Below are 16,976 nucleotides of genomic sequence, written 5' to 3' on the forward strand. Positions count from 1 at the left end.
CCCCGCCCGTCTTGAAGGGGGGGCGGGGGGTTTTATAAAACCCCCGGGCCGCCCCCGGCGGGGCGGCTCCCGGGGGGCGCCGCCGCCTCCTACGCGGCGGCCAAGGCAGGCGTGCTGATGTTCACCCGCCAGGTCGCACAGGAGGTGGGCCGGCACGGCGTGCGGGTCAACTGCCTCGCTCCGTCCCTCATCATGACGGAGAGCCAGCAGGGGCGCATACCCGCCGAAAAGCTCCCGCTGATCGTCAGGCAGTTCCCGCTGGGCCGCGCAGGAGTGCCCGCCGATGTCGCTCACGCCGCGCTCTTCCTCGCGTCCGAGTCGTCGTCCTGGCTGACCGGCCAGACGATCGACGTGGCCGGCGGGCGCATCATGCTCTGACGCCGGTGGCCGGCCGCAGCCGCAGGCCGGCGACCACGGCGCTCGCCACGAGAGCCTGACGCAGGCCCCCTCCCCCGTCGCCTCCCGAAGGACCCCGTATGACCACCCCCGCCGCGTCCTCCGTGGCAACGCCCCATCAGGGCACCCGGCAGCCCAAGAACTTCCGCCTCTCACCGACTGCCCGCAAGAGCGCGGTGGTCGTGCACATCATCAGCTCGATCAGCTGGCTGGGCCTGATGCTCTGCCTGCTCACACTCGGCGCGACAGGGCTGCTGACGGACAGCGCGGAGACCCTGCGCAGCGCCTACCGGACGATGCCGCTCCTCGGCGACGCGCTGGTCCTCCCGCTGAGCCTGCTCTCCCTGCTGACCGGCCTGCTCCTCGCACTCGGAACCCCCTGGCGCCTGTTCAGGTACCGCTGGGTTGCCGTCAAGTTCTGGCTCACCCTGGCCGCCACCGCCGCCTCGATCTTCGAACTCACCGCCCGGCTGCACGAAGCGGCCCACCTGATGGACCAGCACCCCACCGGCACCATCGCGGACATGCACCTCGGATTCACCCGCTACAACCTGGTGATCATCCCGATCGTCGCGCTGTCGGTGTACGTCGCCAACGTCGTGCTCTCCGTCGCCAAACCGTCGGGACGCCGCCATGCCCGGTCACGGCCCAGTGGCGGGTGAGCCAAGCCAGGGCCGAGCTCGCTGGATACCGCGGTAGAAAGCCATGCCGCGCGAACGCGCCGCTCCAAGCGAACAGCTGACAGATTTCGAAATCTGTCAGCTGTTCGCTGTTATCCGTCTGCCGTCAAACGCCAGACGCCAGCTGTCGGCTCCCGGACGTCAGACCTCAGACCTCAGACCTCAGCAGTCCCCCGCAACGCCGGGTGGTCCGCGATCACCGTGCAGCTACCCGGCGCGATCTCGGTGAAGCCCGCGTCGCGGACCAGCGGCAGACCGCTGGCGACCAGCGCCTCCCACGTCTCCGCCGGGGCCGTCCGCACCGCGAGCGCGAATCCGGCCTCGGCCCACTCCTTGCGCTGCGCCTCGTCCAGCCGCCACCAGGCCAGCTGGGCGGCGTGGCCGGTCTGCGCCATCGTCTTGCCCGCGCTCATCTCCAGCTCCGGGTTGAGCCACAGCACCGGCAACCCGGGCTCAGGGGCGCCGACCTCGGCGGTCTCCTCCAGGTCCGTCCCGGAGACCTGGAGCTTGGCGAGGTCCTTCGGCCAGCCGTCCAACGGCACCGGCGGGAACACCCGCACCTCGGCCTCCCGTCCGCTCACCGTGATCCCCGGCAGTTCGCCCGCCCGGCGCCACTCCCCGCCCCGGGCCCGCCGGACCACCTTGCGGATCCGGGCGTCCTCCCAGGCCTCGACCCGCTCCGCCCACTCGCCGTCCGCGTCGGTCACCCGCGAGTCGGACAGCAGGGTGAGCACCGCCCGGGCCGAGGTCTCCAGCGCGTCGGTCCGCCCGGGCGGCGTGGCCTTCTCCAGCCGGACGAGCAGCGGCAGCACGTACTGCGGCCGCGCGTCACGGTCCGCCGGGGCCGGGGAGTCGTCGGAAGCGGGAGCGGGAGCAGGGGTGTCGAACGGAGAAGTCACCCGTCCAGCATGCCAGCCCCGCCACCCCGGTGATCACGCGGTGCCGGGGGCCCGTACGCCCCTGCCCCTGCCCCTGCCAACCCCCGCCCCCGCACACCACCGCACACCCCCGCTCAGCGCAGCCGCTGCCGCAGTTCGTCGACGGCCGACCGGATGCTCGCGCTGTAGGCGTCCTCGGGGAGCGCGTCCAGGCTGCGCACGGTGCGCTCCAACTGCTCGCGCGCGAGGTCGGGCTCGCCGAGCTTGAGGTGGTCCGAGGCCAGGTTGAGGTGCAGTGAGGGGTAGAACGCGCGCACCTGGAGGGCGGACTCGTAGGTCTGGGCGCGCTCGGCGGTCAGCGAGTCGGCGGCGGCCAGCGCCCGCCGGTCCCACTCCAGCTCGTCCTGCGGATCGTCCTGCAGGTCGGCCAGGTAGTGGGCGAGGACGCAGCGGTGGAAGACGTCGCCCCGCTCGCCGAGCGCCGCCCAGAGCGCCTCGAAGCTGGCCCGCGCCTCGGCCATCCGCCCGTGCTGGGCGGCCTGGACGCCATCCAGTCCGAGCGCGATCCGGGTGAACACCTGGTCGTCCCCGCCTGCCGGACCCGCACGCACATCAGACGTATCGGACATGCCCGCAGCCTAGTCGCCCACCCGTCGCGGCGCCCGAAAAGCCTTTCGAACCACCCCAGCCCGGCCCGAAAACCGGACCGGACCAGCCCGGCGGCCGGTCAGCGCCGGTAGCCGCGCTGCGGGTCCCGCGCCTCCGCGTCCTCGTACGTCAGAAACCAGCCCTCCGGGTGCGTGGCCGCCAGCAGCACCTCGGTGCGCTGCTCGGCGCCCAGCTCCGGGTCGCCGTCGTCCGGTCCGTAGACGCCGAACAGTTCGTCGTGGCAGCCGTCCCAGTCGTAGTCGTACAGGTCGGCCGGCAGGTCGCCCATCATGTCGGCCACCGACTCGGGCTGCGCGCCGAGCAGGGCCCGGGCGTCCACCAGGGCCATCCGCAGCCCGATGTCCTCGGCCAGACAGCGCGGCAGCGGCCATTCACCGAGCGCGAGGTCGTCGGCCAGGTCGTCGAGGGCCCGGGCCATGGCGCGGCGCCAGTTCCGGTGCAGCCGCCAGGTGCGCTGGGGCAGGCGGGCGTAGAGCGACCAGTCGGCGTCCTCGCCGTCGACGACCGGGTCGTCACCGTGCTCGTCGAAGTCGTCGTAGGCGGCGTCGGCCAGGCCGATCAGCTGGGCGTGCAGGAGGCAGGCGGTGCGCGGGGTGAGGGTCCAGTCCGCGCCGGCGCCGCCGTCCTCGTCCTCGTCGCCCTCCAGCGGGAACAGCTCGGCGAAGTCCGGCGCGAAGTCCTCGGTGACGCTGATCTCCAGCGTGCCGCCGATCGCCTCGACCCCGGGGATCGCGGCCACCAGCCGGTCCGGGTGCAGCAGTGCGCCGAGCGCCGCGTTGGCGTCCTCGGAGACCTCGCGCAGCAGCTCACGGCGCTGGCCGGCCGGGTCGATGCCCTCGAACACCAGCTCCTCGACGGCCCTGATCGCGGCGGCGCGCAGCGCCGGCCAGTCGGTGATCCGCAGGCCCAGCACCACCGTCGCCTCGATCTCCTGCGCGCCGGAGTCCTCCGCCGCGCCCGGCCCCTGTGGATGATCGCTTCGCTCGCCCATGGGGCTACGGTACGGCCTTTCGGCCGCCCGATCACCGGTCTGAACCAGCTTCTGGACCCCTTCTCGGCCATCGCCCGGCCCCGCCTCGATCACTCGGACGTACGACAGGGCAGGATGGGCCCATGGCTGACATCAACGAGTACGGCGGCGGGCAGGGCCCGAACGCCGACGTCCTGGTCGTAACCACCAACGACATCCCCGGCTTCCGGGTCGATCATGTGATCGGCGAGGTCTTCGGGCTGACCGTGCGCAGCCGCCACATCGGCAGCCAGATCGGCGCCGGACTGAAGTCGCTGATCGGCGGCGAGCTGCGGGGCCTGACGAAGACCCTGGTCGAGAGCCGCAACGAGGCGATGCAGCGGCTGATCGAGCAGACCAAGGCGCGCGGCGGAAACGCGGTGCTGATGATGCGCTTCGACGTGACGGAGGCGGCGGACGTCGGCACCGAGGTCTGTGCCTACGGCACGGCCGCGGTGATCTCCCCGGCCGCCTGACCCGGCGCCCGAGCTGACCCGTCGCCCGCGCGGGGCGCCACGCGGCGGGACGGCAAGCACCCCGGGACCGCAAGCACCCGCAGACGCGGGAACACCCGCCGCACCCCCGATGTTTCACCGGCGTGACTGTTTACGGTGCAACCAATGGCAGGCAGCGGCACGCGGACGCCCTGGTAGTGGACATCGAGGTGGTGGACGGCCTCGCGGTGGACGTCCTGGTAGTGGGCGCCGGACAGGCCGGACTGTCCGCCGCCTACCACCTCAGCCGCCGCGGCTTCGCCCCCTACCGGGCGGACGCCGACGGCGGCTTCGTCGTGCTCGACGCCAACCCCGCGCCGGGCGGCGCCTGGGCACACCGCTCGCCGTCCCTGCGGATGGCCACCGTGCACGGTTTCCATGACCTCCCGGACGCCGAACTCCCCGCGCCCGACCCCGAGGCCCCGGCGCGCGAGGTCGTGCCGGGGTACTTCGCGGCGTACGAGGCCCGGCACGCGCTCCCGGTCGTACGCCCCGTCGCGGTTCGCGCGGTGCGCGCCGAGTCGGACCGCCCGGACTCCCGGCTGCTGGTCGAGACCGACCACGGCACCTGGTCCACCCGCGCGCTGATCAACGCCACCGGCACCTGGACCCGCCCCTTCCTGCCCCACTACCCGGGCCACTTCGCCGGTCGCCAACTGCACTACGCCGACTACCGCGGCCCCGGGGAGTTCGCCGGCCGGCGCGTCCTGGTGGTGGGCGGGGGCGCTTCGGCGATCCAGGTGCTGTCCGAGGTGGCGGCCGTCGGCGAAACGGTCTGGGTCACCCGGACCCCTCCCGTCTACCACGAGGGGCCGTTCACCCCCGAGTACGGGCGCACGGTGGTCGCCAAGGTCGAGGAACGGGTCCGGCAGGGCCTGCCGGTGCGCAGCGTGGTGAGCGTCACCGGGCTCGGCCCGTCGGTCGCCTACCGGCGTGCCGAGGAACTGGGCGCGCTGCACCGCCGCCCGATGTTCGACCGGCTCACCGAGCACGGCGTCGCCTGGGGGGAGGAGGAGCTGACGGTGGACGCGATCGTGTGGGCCACCGGCTTCCGCCCGGAGGTCGGCCACCTGGCCCCGCTCGGGCTGCGCTCCCCCGGCGGCGGCATCGCGCTCACCGGCACCCGCGCCACCGCCGACCCGCGCGTCCACCTGGTCGGCTACGGCCCGTCCGCCAGCACCATCGGCGCCAACCGGGCCGGTCGCGCCGCCGTCAGCGACCTCGTCCACCTGCTCGGCGATCCGGCCAGGCTGCCCGCCCCGGCCGTGGTCTGAAGCAGTCAGGAGGGGAAGCAGGAGGGGAAGGGTGCGGCGGCCGGCCGCTCAGCGGTCGTAGTCGACCGTCACCCGGTCGGTGAGCGGGCGGGCCTGGCAGGTGAGGACGTAGCCGGCAGCCAGCTCCTTCTCCTCCAGCGCGAAGTTGCGGCGCATCTCGACCTCGCCCTCGGTGACCAGCGCGCGGCAGGTGCCGCAGACCCCGCCCTTGCAGGCGAACGGCAGGTCGGGGCGGGAGCGCTGGGCGCCGTCCAGGATCGAGCGGTCGCACGGCAGGGAGAGCGTGCTGCCGCGCCCGTCCAGGACGACGGTGACCTCGCTGTGCGGGCCGTCGGCCGCTCCCGCCGCGCCGTCCCGGTCCTCCGGTCGCTCGGACACCGGCTCGTCCTCGGCGTGGAACAGTTCCTGGTGCACGCGCTCGCCCGGCACGCCCAGCCCGGCGAGCAGTTCCTTCGCCCCGACGACCATCCCGAACGGGCCGCACAGCCACCAGTGCCCGACGCTCCCGACATCCACCAGCGCCGCCAGCAGCGCCCGCACCCGCTCCGGGTCCAGCCGCCCGCTGAGCAGTTCCGCGTCACGGGTCTCCCGGGACAGGACGTGGACCAGCTGGAAGCGGCCGAGGTAGCGGTCCTTCAGGTCGGCCAGCTCGTCCGCGAACATCACGGTGTCGCTGCGCCGGTTGCCGTACAGCAGGGTGACGGTGGAGCTGCGGTCGGCGGCCAGGACGGACGCGGCGATCGACAGCATCGGGGTGATGCCGGAACCGGCCGCGAGCAGCACGTGCTCAGCCGGAACGCCGAGGTCGGGGGTGAACAGGCCCGACGGCGTCAGCACGTCCACCTCCTCGCCCGGCCCCGCGTCCCGCACCAGCCACCGGGAGAACAGCCCGCCGGGCACCTCCCGGACGGCGATCCGCAGCGGCCCGCCGACGGGGGCGCAGATCGAGTACGAGCGGCGCTCGTCGACGCCGTCCACCACCTTGCGCAGCGTCAGGGTCTGCCCCGGCCGGAAGGCGAAGTCCGCCGCGAGCCCGTCCGGCACCGCGAAGGTCACCGCCACGGCGTCGTCGCAGAGCCGTTCGACCCGCTCGATCCGCAGCCGGTGGAAGGTCGGGCGGCGGGCGGGGCGCACCGTGGAGACCGCGGCCTCAGCGGGGGCGTCGGCTGGGGCGTCGGCGTCAGCGTGCGCGGCGGCGTCGGCCTGGGAGGCGGCGTGCGAAGCGGCGGGCATTCAGATCTCCTTGACGCGTTCGAACGGCTCCCGGCAGGCGCGGCAGCGCCAGAGCGCCTTGCAGGCGGTGGAACCGAAGCGGGACAGCTCCTCCGTGTCCACGCCGCCGCAGCGCGGGCAGGGCACGGGAGCGGCTGCGGAAGCGGCAGTGCCGGCCAGAGTGGCGGTGGGGGCGGTGGTGCGGGTGGGACCGAGCACGAGCGGGACCGCGCCGGCCACGCCGACGGCTGAGGTCGGACGCGGCGGGGCGATGCCCGCCTCGGCGAGTTTGCGGCGGCCCTCGGCGGTGATCAGATCGGTCGACCACGGCGGATCCAGCCGCAGCCGGACCCGGACGTCCCGGTACCCGGCCGCGCGCAGCCGGCGGTCCACGTCGGCGGCCATCTCGGCCACGGCGGGGCAGCCCGAGTAGGTCGGGGTCAGCCAGGCGGTCACCGCGCCGTCGTCCACCTCCACCTCGGCCAGCACGCCCAGGTCGGCCAGGGTCAGCATGGGCAGCTCCGGGTCCGGCACGGCCGCCGCGACCTCCCAGGCCGTCCCGCGCTCCGTCACCGCCGCGCTCACCACGTCGCCCCCGGGTGCGCGCGGGCCAGCACCTGGAATTCGGCGAGCAGCGGGCCGAGCGCCTCGGTGTGCACGCCGTCCCGGCCGGCCCGGCCGAGCACGGTGGCCAGCGGCTGCCCGTCCGGTACGGTCAGCCCGGCCTCGGCGAGCACGGCGCCGAGCGAGCGCAGCACCGGTTCGCGCAGCGCCGCCGGATCTGCGCCCGTCCGCAGCTCCACCGGGTGGGCCGTGAACAGTTCCTCCAGCAGCGGCCAGAGCGCGTCCAGCCCGGCCTGCATCCGCGCCGAGGAGTACGGCGTGCCGTCACCGAGCCGAAGCGTCCAGGCGGTGGCGTACTCGCGGTGGTACGCCAGCTCCTTGACGCCCCGGGCGGCGACCGCCGCCAGCACCGGGTCCGGGTGCGCGCTCAACGCCTCGTACAGCGCGCAGCGCGCGGTGGCGAACAGCAGCAGCCGGGCGACCGAGTGGGCGAAGTCGCCGTTCGGGACCTCGACCAACCGGACGTTGCGGAACTCGTGGTCCTCCCGCCAGTACGCCAGGTCGTCCTCGGTGCGGCCGGAGCCGTCCGCCTGGCCGGCCCGGGTGAGCAGCAGGCGGGCCTGGCCGAGCAGATCGAGGCCCAGGTTGGCGAGCGCGACCTCCTCCTCCAGCTCGGGCGCCCGGGTGCACCACTCGATCAGGCGCTGGGAGAGGATCAGGGCGTCGTCGCCGAGCATCAGGCAGTAGGCGGCGAGGTCCGCGCCGTCCACCCCGGCGGGCACGGCGGTGTCCACGCCGAGCAGCGGGTCGGCGAAGCCCGTCCCGTACGCCCAGCGGCCCTCGCCCTCGGGGCCGGGCGCGGCTTCGGCGAGGCCGAGGTAGACGTGGTCGTCGGGGTCGGCGCCGGCGCCGACCTGCGTGCTGTGGTCCTGCATGGCGGTTCCCCCGTCAGATGTGCGGGACATCCTCGGGGATGTCGTAGAAGGTCGGGTGGCGGTAGACCTTGTCCCCGCTGGGCTCGAAGAACGGGTCACGCTCGTCCGGGGTGGAGGCGGTGATCGCGTCCGAGCGGACCACCCAGAGGCTGACGCCCTCGTTGCGGCGGGTGTAGAGGTCGCGGGCGGCGAGCAGGGCCATCCGGTCGTCGGCCGCGTGCAGCGAACCGACATGGACGTGGTTCAGCCCGCGTCGGGGGCGCACGAACACCTCGTACAGCGGCCAGCCGGCCTTGGACTCGGTCACTTTCCGTTCTCCTGTTCCGTGGGCTCGCCCGTACGCCCGGGCTGCCCGGGTTCGGCGGACTGTCCGGCTCCGGGCAGCGCAGGTTCGGGCAGCACGGGTTCGGCGGACTGTTCGGCGCGGCGCTTGGCCGCGTAGGCGACGGCCGCCTCACGGACCCAGGCACCGTCCTCGTGCGCCGTCCGGCGGCGTTCGACCCGCTGGGTGTTGCACGGGCCCTGGCCGTGGATGACCCTGGTCAGCTCGGACCAGTCCGGCTCGCCGAAGTCCCAGCCGCCGCGTTCCTCGTTCCAGCGCAGCTCGGGGTCCGGGAGCGTGACGCCCAGGTGCTCGGCCTGCGGGACGGTCATGTCGACGAAGCGCTGGCGCAGCTCGTCATTGGTGTGCCGCTTGATCCGCCAGGCCATCGAGCGGGCGGTGTTCGGCGAGTCGGCGTCCGGGGGCCCGAACATCATCAGAGACGGCCACCACCAGCGGTCCACCGCGTCCTGGACCATCCGGCGCTGCGCCTCGGTACCGCGCATCAGTGTCATCAACAGCTCATAGCCCTGACGCTGGTGGAACGACTCCTCCTTGCAGATCCGCACCATGGCGCGGGCGTACGGGCCGTAGCTGCAGCGGCAGAGCGGGACCTGGTTGCAGATCGCGGCGCCGTCGACCAGCCAGCCGATCACGCCGACGTCGGCGAAGGTGAGGGTCGGGTAGTTGAAGATCGAGGAGTACTTCTGTCGGCCGGAGATCAGCTTCTCGGTGAGCTCGGCGCGGTCGACACCCAGGGTCTCGGCGGCGGCGTAGAGGTAGAGGCCGTGGCCGGCCTCGTCCTGGGCCTTGGCGAGCAGGATCGCCTTGCGGCGCAGCGAGGGGGCGCGGGTGAGCCAGTTCCCCTCGGGCTGCATGCCGATGATCTCGGAGTGGGCGTGCTGGGCGATCTGGCGGATCAACGTGGCCCGGTAGGCGTCGGGCATCCAGTCCCTGGGCTCGATCCGCTGCTCGGCGGCGACGACCGCCTCGAACCGGTCCTCCTGCGCCTGCGCGGGGACCGCCTCGGCCACCTCTGCTGTCACCACGATCACCTCTCGTGTCCCGCGCCGGCGCCCACGGCGCCAACCGACTGACCGTTCGGTCGGTACCATTCTGCGCGGCGAGACGGAGAGATGGCAAGGGACGCGGGCGAGGGGCGGGGTTTCGGGCGGTGAGCAGTGGGCGCAGGCGGCGGGCGGCGGGCGGCGGGCGGGCGACAAACAGATAACAGCTAACAGATTTCATTATCTGTTAGCTGTTATCTGTTAGCTGTTACTTGTCACCCGTCTTCTGTTCTCTGTTTTCTGCTCCCTGCTCGCCGATAGCCCCCGGCCGTCGGCGGCCCGCTCAACCCTCTGTGCGGTCGCGCAGCCTCGGCAGCGGTACGGCGAGGAGCGCGGCCAGCAGGGCGATCCGGGGTGCCAGCTGGTCGAGCCGGATGTGCTCGTGCCGGGCGTGAGCGCCGGCACCGACCGCGCCGAAGCCGTCCAGCGTCGGCAGCCCGCGCGAGCCCGGCAGGTTGGTGTCCCCCGCGCCGCCCGCCGGTCCGCCGTCCAGCTGCTGCCCGAGCACCGCCGCGAGTGAACGAACGTGCCGCAGCAGCGGGTTGCCGGTGCGCTCGGGCCACGCCGGACGGCTGGACAGCACCTCGGTCCGGACCCTGGCCCCCGGGCGCAGCGCGGTGAGCCGAGCCAGGTTGTCGAGCGTACGGCGCTGCGCCTCGGCGGTGGAGAACCGCAGGCCGAGCTCGGCCTCGGCCCGGCCCGCGACCACGTTGGCCCGCGAACCCCCGCTGATCCGACCGGCGTTGAGCTCCGTCCCCGGCTGTCCCGCGAGGCCGCGGACGACGACGAGCTGGTCGACGAGTTCGTCGACCGCCGACACCCCGTCGTGGGCGTCGTTGCCCGCGTGGGCCTCACGCCCGGTGACGGTGAGCCGGACCCGGGTGCTGCCGCGCCGGGCCGTCTTCAACCGGCCGTCGGGGTGCGGAGGTTCGAGCCCCAGGACCGCGGCCGCGCCGCGCAACTGGCGCTCGACCAGGCGCCGTCCGTCCGGACTGCCGACCTCCTCGTCGGAGACGACGACCAGCCGGACGGCGCGGTGCGGCCGCTGCCCGAGGTCGGCGAGCAGGGCGAACGCGCCTTCCAGGATGGCGAGTCCGCCCTTCATGTCGACGACGCCGGGGCCGCTGAGCAGACCGTCCTGCTCGGTGACCGGCCAGTCGGCGAGGGTTCCGACCGGCCAGACGGTGTCGTGGTGGCCGACGATCAACAGGTGCGGCAGGGTCTCGTCCTGCCCCTCCCAATCCAGGACGAGGTGGTCGCCGGCCGGCCCGGGCTCGCGTCGCGCGGTGGCACCGGTGGCACTGAACCCGGCGCTCAACTCCTCGGCGAGAGCGTCGAGTCTGGGTACGTCTCCGCTGGGTGACTCGATCCGGGCCAGGTCCGTGCACCGGCGCCGGACGGCCCCGGCCAGCGTACGGGCGCGAGTACTGAGGGCCTGCGGCAGGCCGGGGAGCGCGGCGGTCGCGGCAGCGGTGGCCGAGGCTGTGACGGTGGCCGTGGCCGTGGCCGTGGCCGTGGCATGAGCGGTGGTGGTAGCGCTGGTGGTAGCGGTAGCGGTGAGGGCCTCACCGTCAGCAGCGGCCGGGAGGTCGACGGGGGCGCGGTCCGAGGCAGGGGCGGGCGCGGGGGCGGAGTCACCGTCGGGGGCGGCGGCGGCACTCGGCGCGGCGGGCGACCCGACGATCTGGGGACTCAACGTTCGCCTCCGCGGCCGCTGCCGGTATTCAGCGGCCGGACCGGCCGACCACCCCAACCTGGCTGCCAGGCCCGGCTGGACCGCGCCGATCGACCGGGATGGTGCCCGGCCCTTCGGAACGGACCGTCTGGCCCAAGTGCGGTGGAACGGCTGGGCGGCGTGCTTGGCATTACGTCCTCCTCGCTCGATCCGGTGGCCCCGGTCCGCCCGGGGCCCCGTGGACGGCGGCTTCCTGACGGCGGGCGCAACGGGCCGGACCGCCGCAGGGAAGCCGAGATGTGAGCCTAGAAGAACCGTTCGGCTTCCTGCGAGGTGGCCCTGCTCCCAGCGTGCCGGGACCGGGCCCTCAACCTCGGACACCCGTCGGAGAACAGCGGCGGGCGCGCGGCGCGCGGGCCTGGATCGGCGCGCGGGCGCGGTCGCCGGATCGCGCCCATCTCCACCATGGACCCGCCGCCCGGGTTCGGCAGCGCAAACCGCCAAGGCGCGGGATTTCCACGCCGGATGGGTGACAACGGCTCAGCGCGCGGTACGAACCGGGAGCACGCGACCGGCTCAGGGGGAGCCCGGTCCGACGCCCCGGGAACACTCGCGTGAACACCGGACGACATGACGCCCCACCCGCCACCGTGCGCACCACCGGGCGTCGGGCATCGGCAGGACCAGCGACCACACGAGCCACGACGGCACCGCCCTGCACTGCCCCGCACCGCCCGGCACCAACTGCAGGGCACCGACTCAGGGCACCGACTCAGGGCACCGCTGGCAGGCTCCGACTCAGGGCACCGACTCAGGGCACCGCTGGCAGGCTCCGACTCAGGCGCCGTCCTCGACCAGCCCGGCATCGCGCGCGAGCAGCGCGGCCTGGACCCGGTTGCCGACGCCCAGCCCGGTCAGGATCCGGCTGACGTGCGCCTTCACGGTGCTCTCGCGCATCCCGAGGACGCCCGCGATCTCCGCGTTGGAGAGCCCGTCGGCGAGTTCGCGCAGCACGTCCGTCTCGCGCGGCGTCAGCCCGGCGACCCGGTTGCGGGCGGCGACCGACCGGGGCGCACCGGTGCGGTGGTAGCGGTCGATCAGGCGCCGCGCGGCCGCCGGGTGCAGCATCCCCTGGCCGCCGGCGACGACGTGGACGGCCCGCGCGATCTCGGCGGGCGGGGTGTCCTTGAGCAGGAAGCCGTCGGCCCCGGCGGCGAGCGCCTGGTACACGTACTCGTCGAGGTCGAAGGTGGTGAGCGCGATCACGCGCGGGGCGTCGGGCAGTTCGCGCAGGCGCCTGGTGGCGGCGATGCCGTCGAGCCGGGGCATCCGGATGTCCATGAGCGCCACGTCGATCCGCTGGCTGCGGGCGAGTTCGACGGCCTGCAGTCCGTCGGTGGCCTCGGCGACCACGGTGAGGGCCGGGTCCTGGGCGAGCAGGTCGACGAGACCGAGCCGCACCAGCGCGTCGTCGTCGACCACCATCGTGCGGATCATGCGTCGTCCTTCGGCTTCGGGGTCGGGGTCGGGGAGGGAGCAAGGGTCGGGGAAGGCCCGGATCCGGGGTCGCGTCCCGGTCCTGGGCCCGGCCTTGGGGCGGGCCCAGGCGCGGGTTTTGGCGCGGGTTCTGGCACGGTCTGCGGCGGGCGCTCCGGTGCGGGCAGGCGGGCCGCGAGCCGGAAGCCGCCACCGCCGTCCGGTCCCGCGTCGAGGTGGCCGCCGAGCGCGTCGACCCGTTCGGTGAGCCCCACCAGACCGTACCCGCCGCTGGTGCCCGGCCCGTTCGGCGACGCCTCCCCTGGGCCGTTGCGGACCTCGACGGTGGTGGCCGGGGCGCCGTAACGGACCCGGACGGTGACGGGCGCGGCGTGCGCGTACTTGCGGGCGTTGGTCAGTGCCTCCTGGACCAGGCGGTGCACGGCCAGCCGGTGGGTGGTGGGGACGGTCTCCGGGTCGCCGGAGAGGGCCAGTTCGACCTGCTGCCCGGCCGAGGTGGCCTCGCCGACGAGTTCGGTGAGATCGCGCAGCGCGGGCGCCGGGACGCGCTCCGCCCGGGGCGGTACGGCCGGCACCTCCTCGGCGGCCGGTGCTGTCGGCGGGTCGGCCCGCAGGGCGCCGAGGACGTCGCGCAGGTCGTCGAGCGAGTGGGCGGCGGTGGTGCGCAGCAGTTCGAGGCGGTGGGTGAGCCGGTCCGGGTCGGCGGCGACGGTGCCGGCGAGGGCCTGGTCGCGCAGCACCCCGGCGTGCAGCACCAGCAGGCTGAGACGGTGGGCGAGCACGTCGTGCATCTCCCGGGCGATCCGGGCCCGCTCGGCGGCCCGGGCCCGTTCGGCGCGCAACTCGCGCTCCCGGCGCAGCACGTCCACCTGCTCGTGCAGGGTGCGGATCAGCACCCGGCGGCCGTGCAGCCACAGGCCGACGGACAAGGTCGCTGCCTGGACGAGGAGTTGGGATCCGGTGGTGCCCGCCCAGCCGACCAGCGAGTCGGCTCGGGTCGCGCTCACCACTGCGATGAGGGCGCCGCCGGCCACCGCCGGGCCGGTCCGGCCGAGGGAGGCGAGGTAGTAGACGCTGAACAGTCCGGGAAAGGCGCGGTTGAACAGGCCGCCGGTGAGCACCGGCAGGACGGCGGAGGCCATCGGGTAGCGGCGGGCGAACAGCAGGGAGAGCGGGGCGAGGGCGGCCACGACGGTCCGGGGCATCCTCAACGGCTCGTCGGCGTGGATCCACTGGGAGAGGCCCTCCTCGGCGGTGAGCGCGAGGATGCCGAGCAGCAGCAGGGTGTCGCTCCACAGCCGGCGGTCCGGGCCGTACCAGCCCAACAGGCCTGTGCGCATCGGGCCGCTCCCGTCCTCTCGCATCGGGCTCCCTCCGCGCTCTCTCCGTCCGTCCGTCGCCCGTCCCTCCGTCCGTCCGTCCGTCTCGATGCTACGGGCGGGCGGCGGGCGGGCGCCCCCTTCTCCCAGGTACCCGTGCCCTCGACTTTCGTCGGGGGTACGCGTCGCTCGTCGGCCGATTCGGGGTGCGGCCAGGCTACCTAGCGTCGACGGCATGACCACCGAGCAGCTCCGCCCCCGCCCCCGCCCCCACCTCGACTCCCTTGCCCCGAAGCGCAGTTCACGTTCCGCCGGGGACCACCTGCTGTTCCTCGCCGAGGCCCTGCGCACCTTCCACGACACCGGCGCGCTGGCACCGAGCGGCGAGGACCTGGTGAACGCTCTGGTGGTTCCGGTCACCAGCCGCCCGAATCGGCCGATCTCGGTGCTGGAAGTCGGCGCCGGGACAGGCGTGGTGACCCGACGGCTGGCCCAAGCACTGCTCCCGGGCGACCGGTTGCACGTCGTCGAGGCGAACCCGCGCTTCGCCGACCGGCTGCGGGAGGACCCGGTGCTGGCCGCACGACGCCCGGGCGTCGCCCTGCGGCTGTCGGCCTGCCGGGTGGAGGAACTGCCCCAGGACAAGACCAGCGAGACCAGCGAGACGAACCAGACGGGCCGAGCGGGCGGGGCCGGCGAGACGGACGACCGGTACGACGTGATCGTGTCGGGCCTGCCGTTCACCAACTTCGAGCCGGCCCAGGTACGCCACCTCCTCGACCTCTACCTGCGGCTGCTGCTGCCCGGGGGCGAGCTGACGTACTTCGGCTACCTCGGCACGACGACGGCTCGCACCCTGTCCTCGGGGCCCCGGCAGAGCGCCCGCCACCGGGCAGTGGTGCGACTGCTGCGGCGGTTCGAGGCGGCGTACGGGCTGGGCGAGCGAACGGTGTGGCGCAACCTGCCGCCGGCCCGCGCCTACCTGCTCCGGGCACCGGGCGGACGGGAGGACTGGGGTCTGACCTCGCCCCCAGAGCCCCCGGCAGGCGAGGCCACAGCCGACGAGGCGCCCTCGCGTACGAGAACCGCAGCCGGGCGACCGATCGGGCCGGCGGGTGACAGATAACAGGTGACAGCTTTCAGATAACAGATAACAGACGACAGCGAACAGATTTTGAAATCTGTTCGCCGTCGTGCCATAGTGGACTCCGGGTCACCCCACCCATCGCCACACCCACCCCTGGAGTCCCCGTGGCCACGACCTCCCGCCCCACACAGCGCACCCTCGGTACCTCCGGACCGGTCACCTCCACCCTCGGCCTCGGCTGCATGGGCATGTCCGACCTGTACGGCCCGGCCGACGAGGCCGAGAGCATCGCCACCATCCACGCCGCGATCGACGCCGGGGTCACCCTGCTCGACACCGGCGACTTCTACGGCATGGGCCACAACGAGCTGCTGATCCACGAGGCCCTGCGCGGCCGCGCCCGCGAGAGCGTGCAGATCAGCGTGAAGTTCGGCGCCCAGCGCGGCCCGGACGGCCAGTGGCTCGGTTACAACGCGAGCCCCGCCGCCACCAAGACCGCCCTCGCCTACACGCTGCGCCGCCTGCGCACCGACCACATCGACGTCTACCGCCCCGCCCGCCTGGACCCGAACGTCCCGATCGAGGAGACCGTCAGCGCCATCGCGGACCTGGTGAAGGCCGGCTACGTCCGCCACATCGGCCTGTCGGAGGTCGGCGCCGACACCCTGCGCCGCGCCGCCGCCGTCCACCCGATCAGCGACCTGCAGATCGAGTACTCGCTGATCTCCCGCTCGATCGAGGACACCATCCTCCCCACCGCCCGCGAGCTCGGCATCGGCGTCACCGCCTACGGCGTGCTCTCGCGCGGCCTGCTCAGCGGCCACTGGGACCAGGGCCGCGCCCTGGCCGGCACCGACTTCCGTGGCCACAGCCCGCGCTTCCAGGGCGACAACCTGGCCCACAACCTCGCGCTCGTCGAGGCGCTGCGCGCGGTGGCCGCCGCGAAGGGGGCGAGCGTCGCCCAGGTCGCCATCGCCTGGGTCGCCTCGCGCGGGGAGGACGTCGTTCCGCTGGTCGGCGCCCGCCGCCGCGACCGGCTCACCGAGGCGCTGGGCGCGCTGGACCTCACCCTCACCGCGGCCGACCTCGCGGCCATCGAGGCGGCCGTCCCCGCCGGCTCCGCAGCGGGCGACCGCTACGCTGCCGCCCAGATGGCACACCTGGACAGCGAGCACTGACCAACCGGAACCGGCCCGACGGCCGGGGACGGCAGCACCACCCTCGACCGCACGACCCTAAGGACGGACCTCCCCGTGACCACGGACACCACACTCACCGCCGAGCAGATCCTGATCGCGGCGGAGGACGTCCTCCGGCGGTTCGGCCCGGCCAAGGCCACCGTCGTGGACGTCGCCCGGATCCTCGGCGTGAGCCACAGCAGCGTCTACCGCCACTTCCCGAGCAAGGCCGCGCTGCGCGAGGCGGTCACCCAGCGCTGGCTCGACCAGGCGCACCACCAGCTCGCCTTCATCTCGACCGAGCCCGGCTCGGCCGTCGAGCAGCTGCACCGCTGGCTGGTGACACTGTTCGCGGCCAAGCGGAAGAAGGCGCTGGACGACCCGGAGCTGTTCGCCACCTACATGGTGCTGGTCGAGGAGAACAGCGGCATCGTCGAGGCGCACATCGACACCCTGGTCACCCAGATCGCCCAGATCGTCCAGGACGGCATGGAGAGGAAGGAGTTCAAGCTCGCCCATATCCTCTCCACGGCCCGCGCCGTCTTCGACGCCACCAGCCCCTTCCACGACCCGGCGTACGCGTCCTCGTGGTCCGAGCCGACCATCGAGGACCGTTTCGAGGCCCTCTGGAAGCTCATCCTCGGCGGCCTGCTCGCCAAGTGACGGACCTCCGACGCCCGGGCGCCCCTGACCCGGGCACCGACGGCCGGGCCCGCCGAC

18 protein-coding genes are annotated in these 16,976 nt (G+C 73.8%); 7 read left to right on the forward strand and 11 right to left on the reverse strand.

Features of this window, described 5'->3' with window-relative positions; translation table 11 throughout:
- The first annotated feature begins 117 nt into the window (after positions 1–117).
- Both ACFV6I_RS11095 and ACFV6I_RS11100 read left to right on the forward strand, forming a co-directional pair.
- A complete protein-coding gene (locus tag ACFV6I_RS11095) occupies positions 118–378 on the forward strand; it encodes an SDR family NAD(P)-dependent oxidoreductase (RefSeq protein WP_380424589.1) in 261 nt (86 codons plus the stop codon).
- 98 nt (positions 379–476) lie between these two features.
- Positions 477–1,058, forward strand: coding sequence for a DUF2269 domain-containing protein (locus ACFV6I_RS11100; RefSeq protein ID WP_380424565.1), 582 nt, complete (start codon positions 477–479; stop codon positions 1,056–1,058).
- A 173-nt stretch (positions 1,059–1,231) separates the two neighbouring features.
- Here the strand turns inward: ACFV6I_RS11100 and ACFV6I_RS11105 are convergent, their stop codons facing one another.
- The 3 genes from ACFV6I_RS11105 to ACFV6I_RS11115 form a co-directional block, all read right to left on the reverse strand.
- The gene (locus ACFV6I_RS11105; RefSeq protein ID WP_063349922.1) at positions 1,232–1,975 is read right to left on the reverse strand and encodes an aminoacyl-tRNA hydrolase; all 744 of its coding nucleotides are present in this window, start codon (positions 1,973–1,975) and stop codon (positions 1,232–1,234) included.
- Between the two features lie 113 nt (positions 1,976–2,088).
- A complete protein-coding gene (locus ACFV6I_RS11110) occupies positions 2,089–2,583 on the reverse strand; it encodes a hypothetical protein (RefSeq protein ID WP_380424568.1) in 495 nt (164 codons plus the stop codon).
- Between the two features lie 98 nt (positions 2,584–2,681).
- Positions 2,682–3,614 carry a hypothetical protein gene (locus ACFV6I_RS11115; RefSeq protein ID WP_063349921.1) on the reverse strand — a complete coding sequence of 311 codons (933 nt, stop codon included), beginning with the start codon at positions 3,612–3,614 and terminating at the stop codon, positions 2,682–2,684.
- Positions 3,615–3,736: 122 nt separating this feature from the next.
- Here ACFV6I_RS11115 and ACFV6I_RS11120 point away from each other — a divergent pair, with 122 nt between their 5' ends.
- Entirely contained in the window at positions 3,737–4,108 is a 372-nt protein-coding gene (locus tag ACFV6I_RS11120; RefSeq protein WP_063349920.1) for a YbjQ family protein, read from the forward strand.
- 188 nt (positions 4,109–4,296) lie between these two features.
- A complete protein-coding gene (locus tag ACFV6I_RS11125) occupies positions 4,297–5,400 on the forward strand; it encodes an NAD(P)-binding domain-containing protein (protein WP_380424592.1) in 1,104 nt (367 codons plus the stop codon).
- A gap of 48 nt (positions 5,401–5,448) precedes the next feature.
- On the opposite strand, the gene paaE is transcribed toward ACFV6I_RS11125, so the two are convergent.
- From paaE to ACFV6I_RS11165, 8 genes are all read right to left on the reverse strand, one after another.
- A complete protein-coding gene (gene paaE / locus ACFV6I_RS11130; protein ID WP_380424571.1) occupies positions 5,449–6,633 on the reverse strand; it encodes a 1,2-phenylacetyl-CoA epoxidase subunit PaaE in 1,185 nt (394 codons plus the stop codon).
- Entirely contained in the window at positions 6,634–7,185 is a 552-nt protein-coding gene (paaD, locus tag ACFV6I_RS11135) for a 1,2-phenylacetyl-CoA epoxidase subunit PaaD (RefSeq protein ID WP_380424573.1), read from the reverse strand.
- An 8-nt stretch (positions 7,186–7,193) separates the two neighbouring features.
- Entirely contained in the window at positions 7,194–8,111 is a 918-nt protein-coding gene (gene paaC / locus ACFV6I_RS11140; protein WP_380424576.1) for a 1,2-phenylacetyl-CoA epoxidase subunit PaaC, read from the reverse strand.
- 13 nt (positions 8,112–8,124) lie between these two features.
- A complete protein-coding gene (gene paaB / locus ACFV6I_RS11145) occupies positions 8,125–8,418 on the reverse strand; it encodes a 1,2-phenylacetyl-CoA epoxidase subunit PaaB (RefSeq protein WP_030056311.1) in 294 nt (97 codons plus the stop codon).
- Positions 8,415–9,548: a 1,2-phenylacetyl-CoA epoxidase subunit PaaA gene (paaA, locus tag ACFV6I_RS11150; RefSeq protein ID WP_380373088.1), complete on the reverse strand. Its 1,134-nt coding sequence runs from the start codon at positions 9,546–9,548 to the stop codon at positions 8,415–8,417. The genes paaB and paaA overlap by 4 nt, the downstream gene beginning before the upstream one ends.
- Before the next feature lie 235 nt (positions 9,549–9,783).
- Positions 9,784–11,196 carry a M20/M25/M40 family metallo-hydrolase gene (locus tag ACFV6I_RS11155; RefSeq protein ID WP_380424578.1) on the reverse strand — a complete coding sequence of 471 codons (1,413 nt, stop codon included), beginning with the start codon at positions 11,194–11,196 and terminating at the stop codon, positions 9,784–9,786.
- Positions 11,197–12,012: 816 nt separating this feature from the next.
- Positions 12,013–12,672, reverse strand: coding sequence for a response regulator transcription factor (locus ACFV6I_RS11160; protein ID WP_363366967.1), 660 nt, complete (start codon positions 12,670–12,672; stop codon positions 12,013–12,015).
- Positions 12,669–14,012 (reverse strand): sensor histidine kinase, encoded by a 1,344-nt coding sequence (locus ACFV6I_RS11165; RefSeq protein WP_380424581.1) that lies wholly within the window; start codon positions 14,010–14,012, stop codon positions 12,669–12,671. Before ACFV6I_RS11165 ends, ACFV6I_RS11160 begins: the two co-directional genes overlap by 4 nt.
- A 214-nt stretch (positions 14,013–14,226) precedes the next feature.
- On the opposite strand from ACFV6I_RS11165, the gene ACFV6I_RS11170 reads away from it, so the two are divergent.
- From ACFV6I_RS11170 to ACFV6I_RS11180, 3 genes are all read left to right on the forward strand, one after another.
- Complete coding sequence (locus ACFV6I_RS11170; RefSeq protein ID WP_380424584.1) at positions 14,227–15,117, forward strand: class I SAM-dependent methyltransferase; 891 nt, start codon at positions 14,227–14,229, stop codon at positions 15,115–15,117.
- A gap of 125 nt (positions 15,118–15,242) precedes the next feature.
- Positions 15,243–16,256, forward strand: a complete 1,014-nt coding sequence (locus ACFV6I_RS11175; protein WP_380424586.1) for an aldo/keto reductase — start codon at positions 15,243–15,245, stop codon at positions 16,254–16,256.
- Positions 16,257–16,331: 75 nt separating this feature from the next.
- Positions 16,332–16,919: a TetR family transcriptional regulator gene (locus ACFV6I_RS11180; protein WP_063349913.1), complete on the forward strand. Its 588-nt coding sequence runs from the start codon at positions 16,332–16,334 to the stop codon at positions 16,917–16,919.
- Positions 16,920–16,976: the final 57 nt, after the last annotated feature.

The organism is Kitasatospora sp. NPDC059803, assembly GCF_042732255.1.
Taxonomy (GTDB): Bacteria; Actinomycetota; Actinomycetes; order Streptomycetales; family Streptomycetaceae; genus Kitasatospora.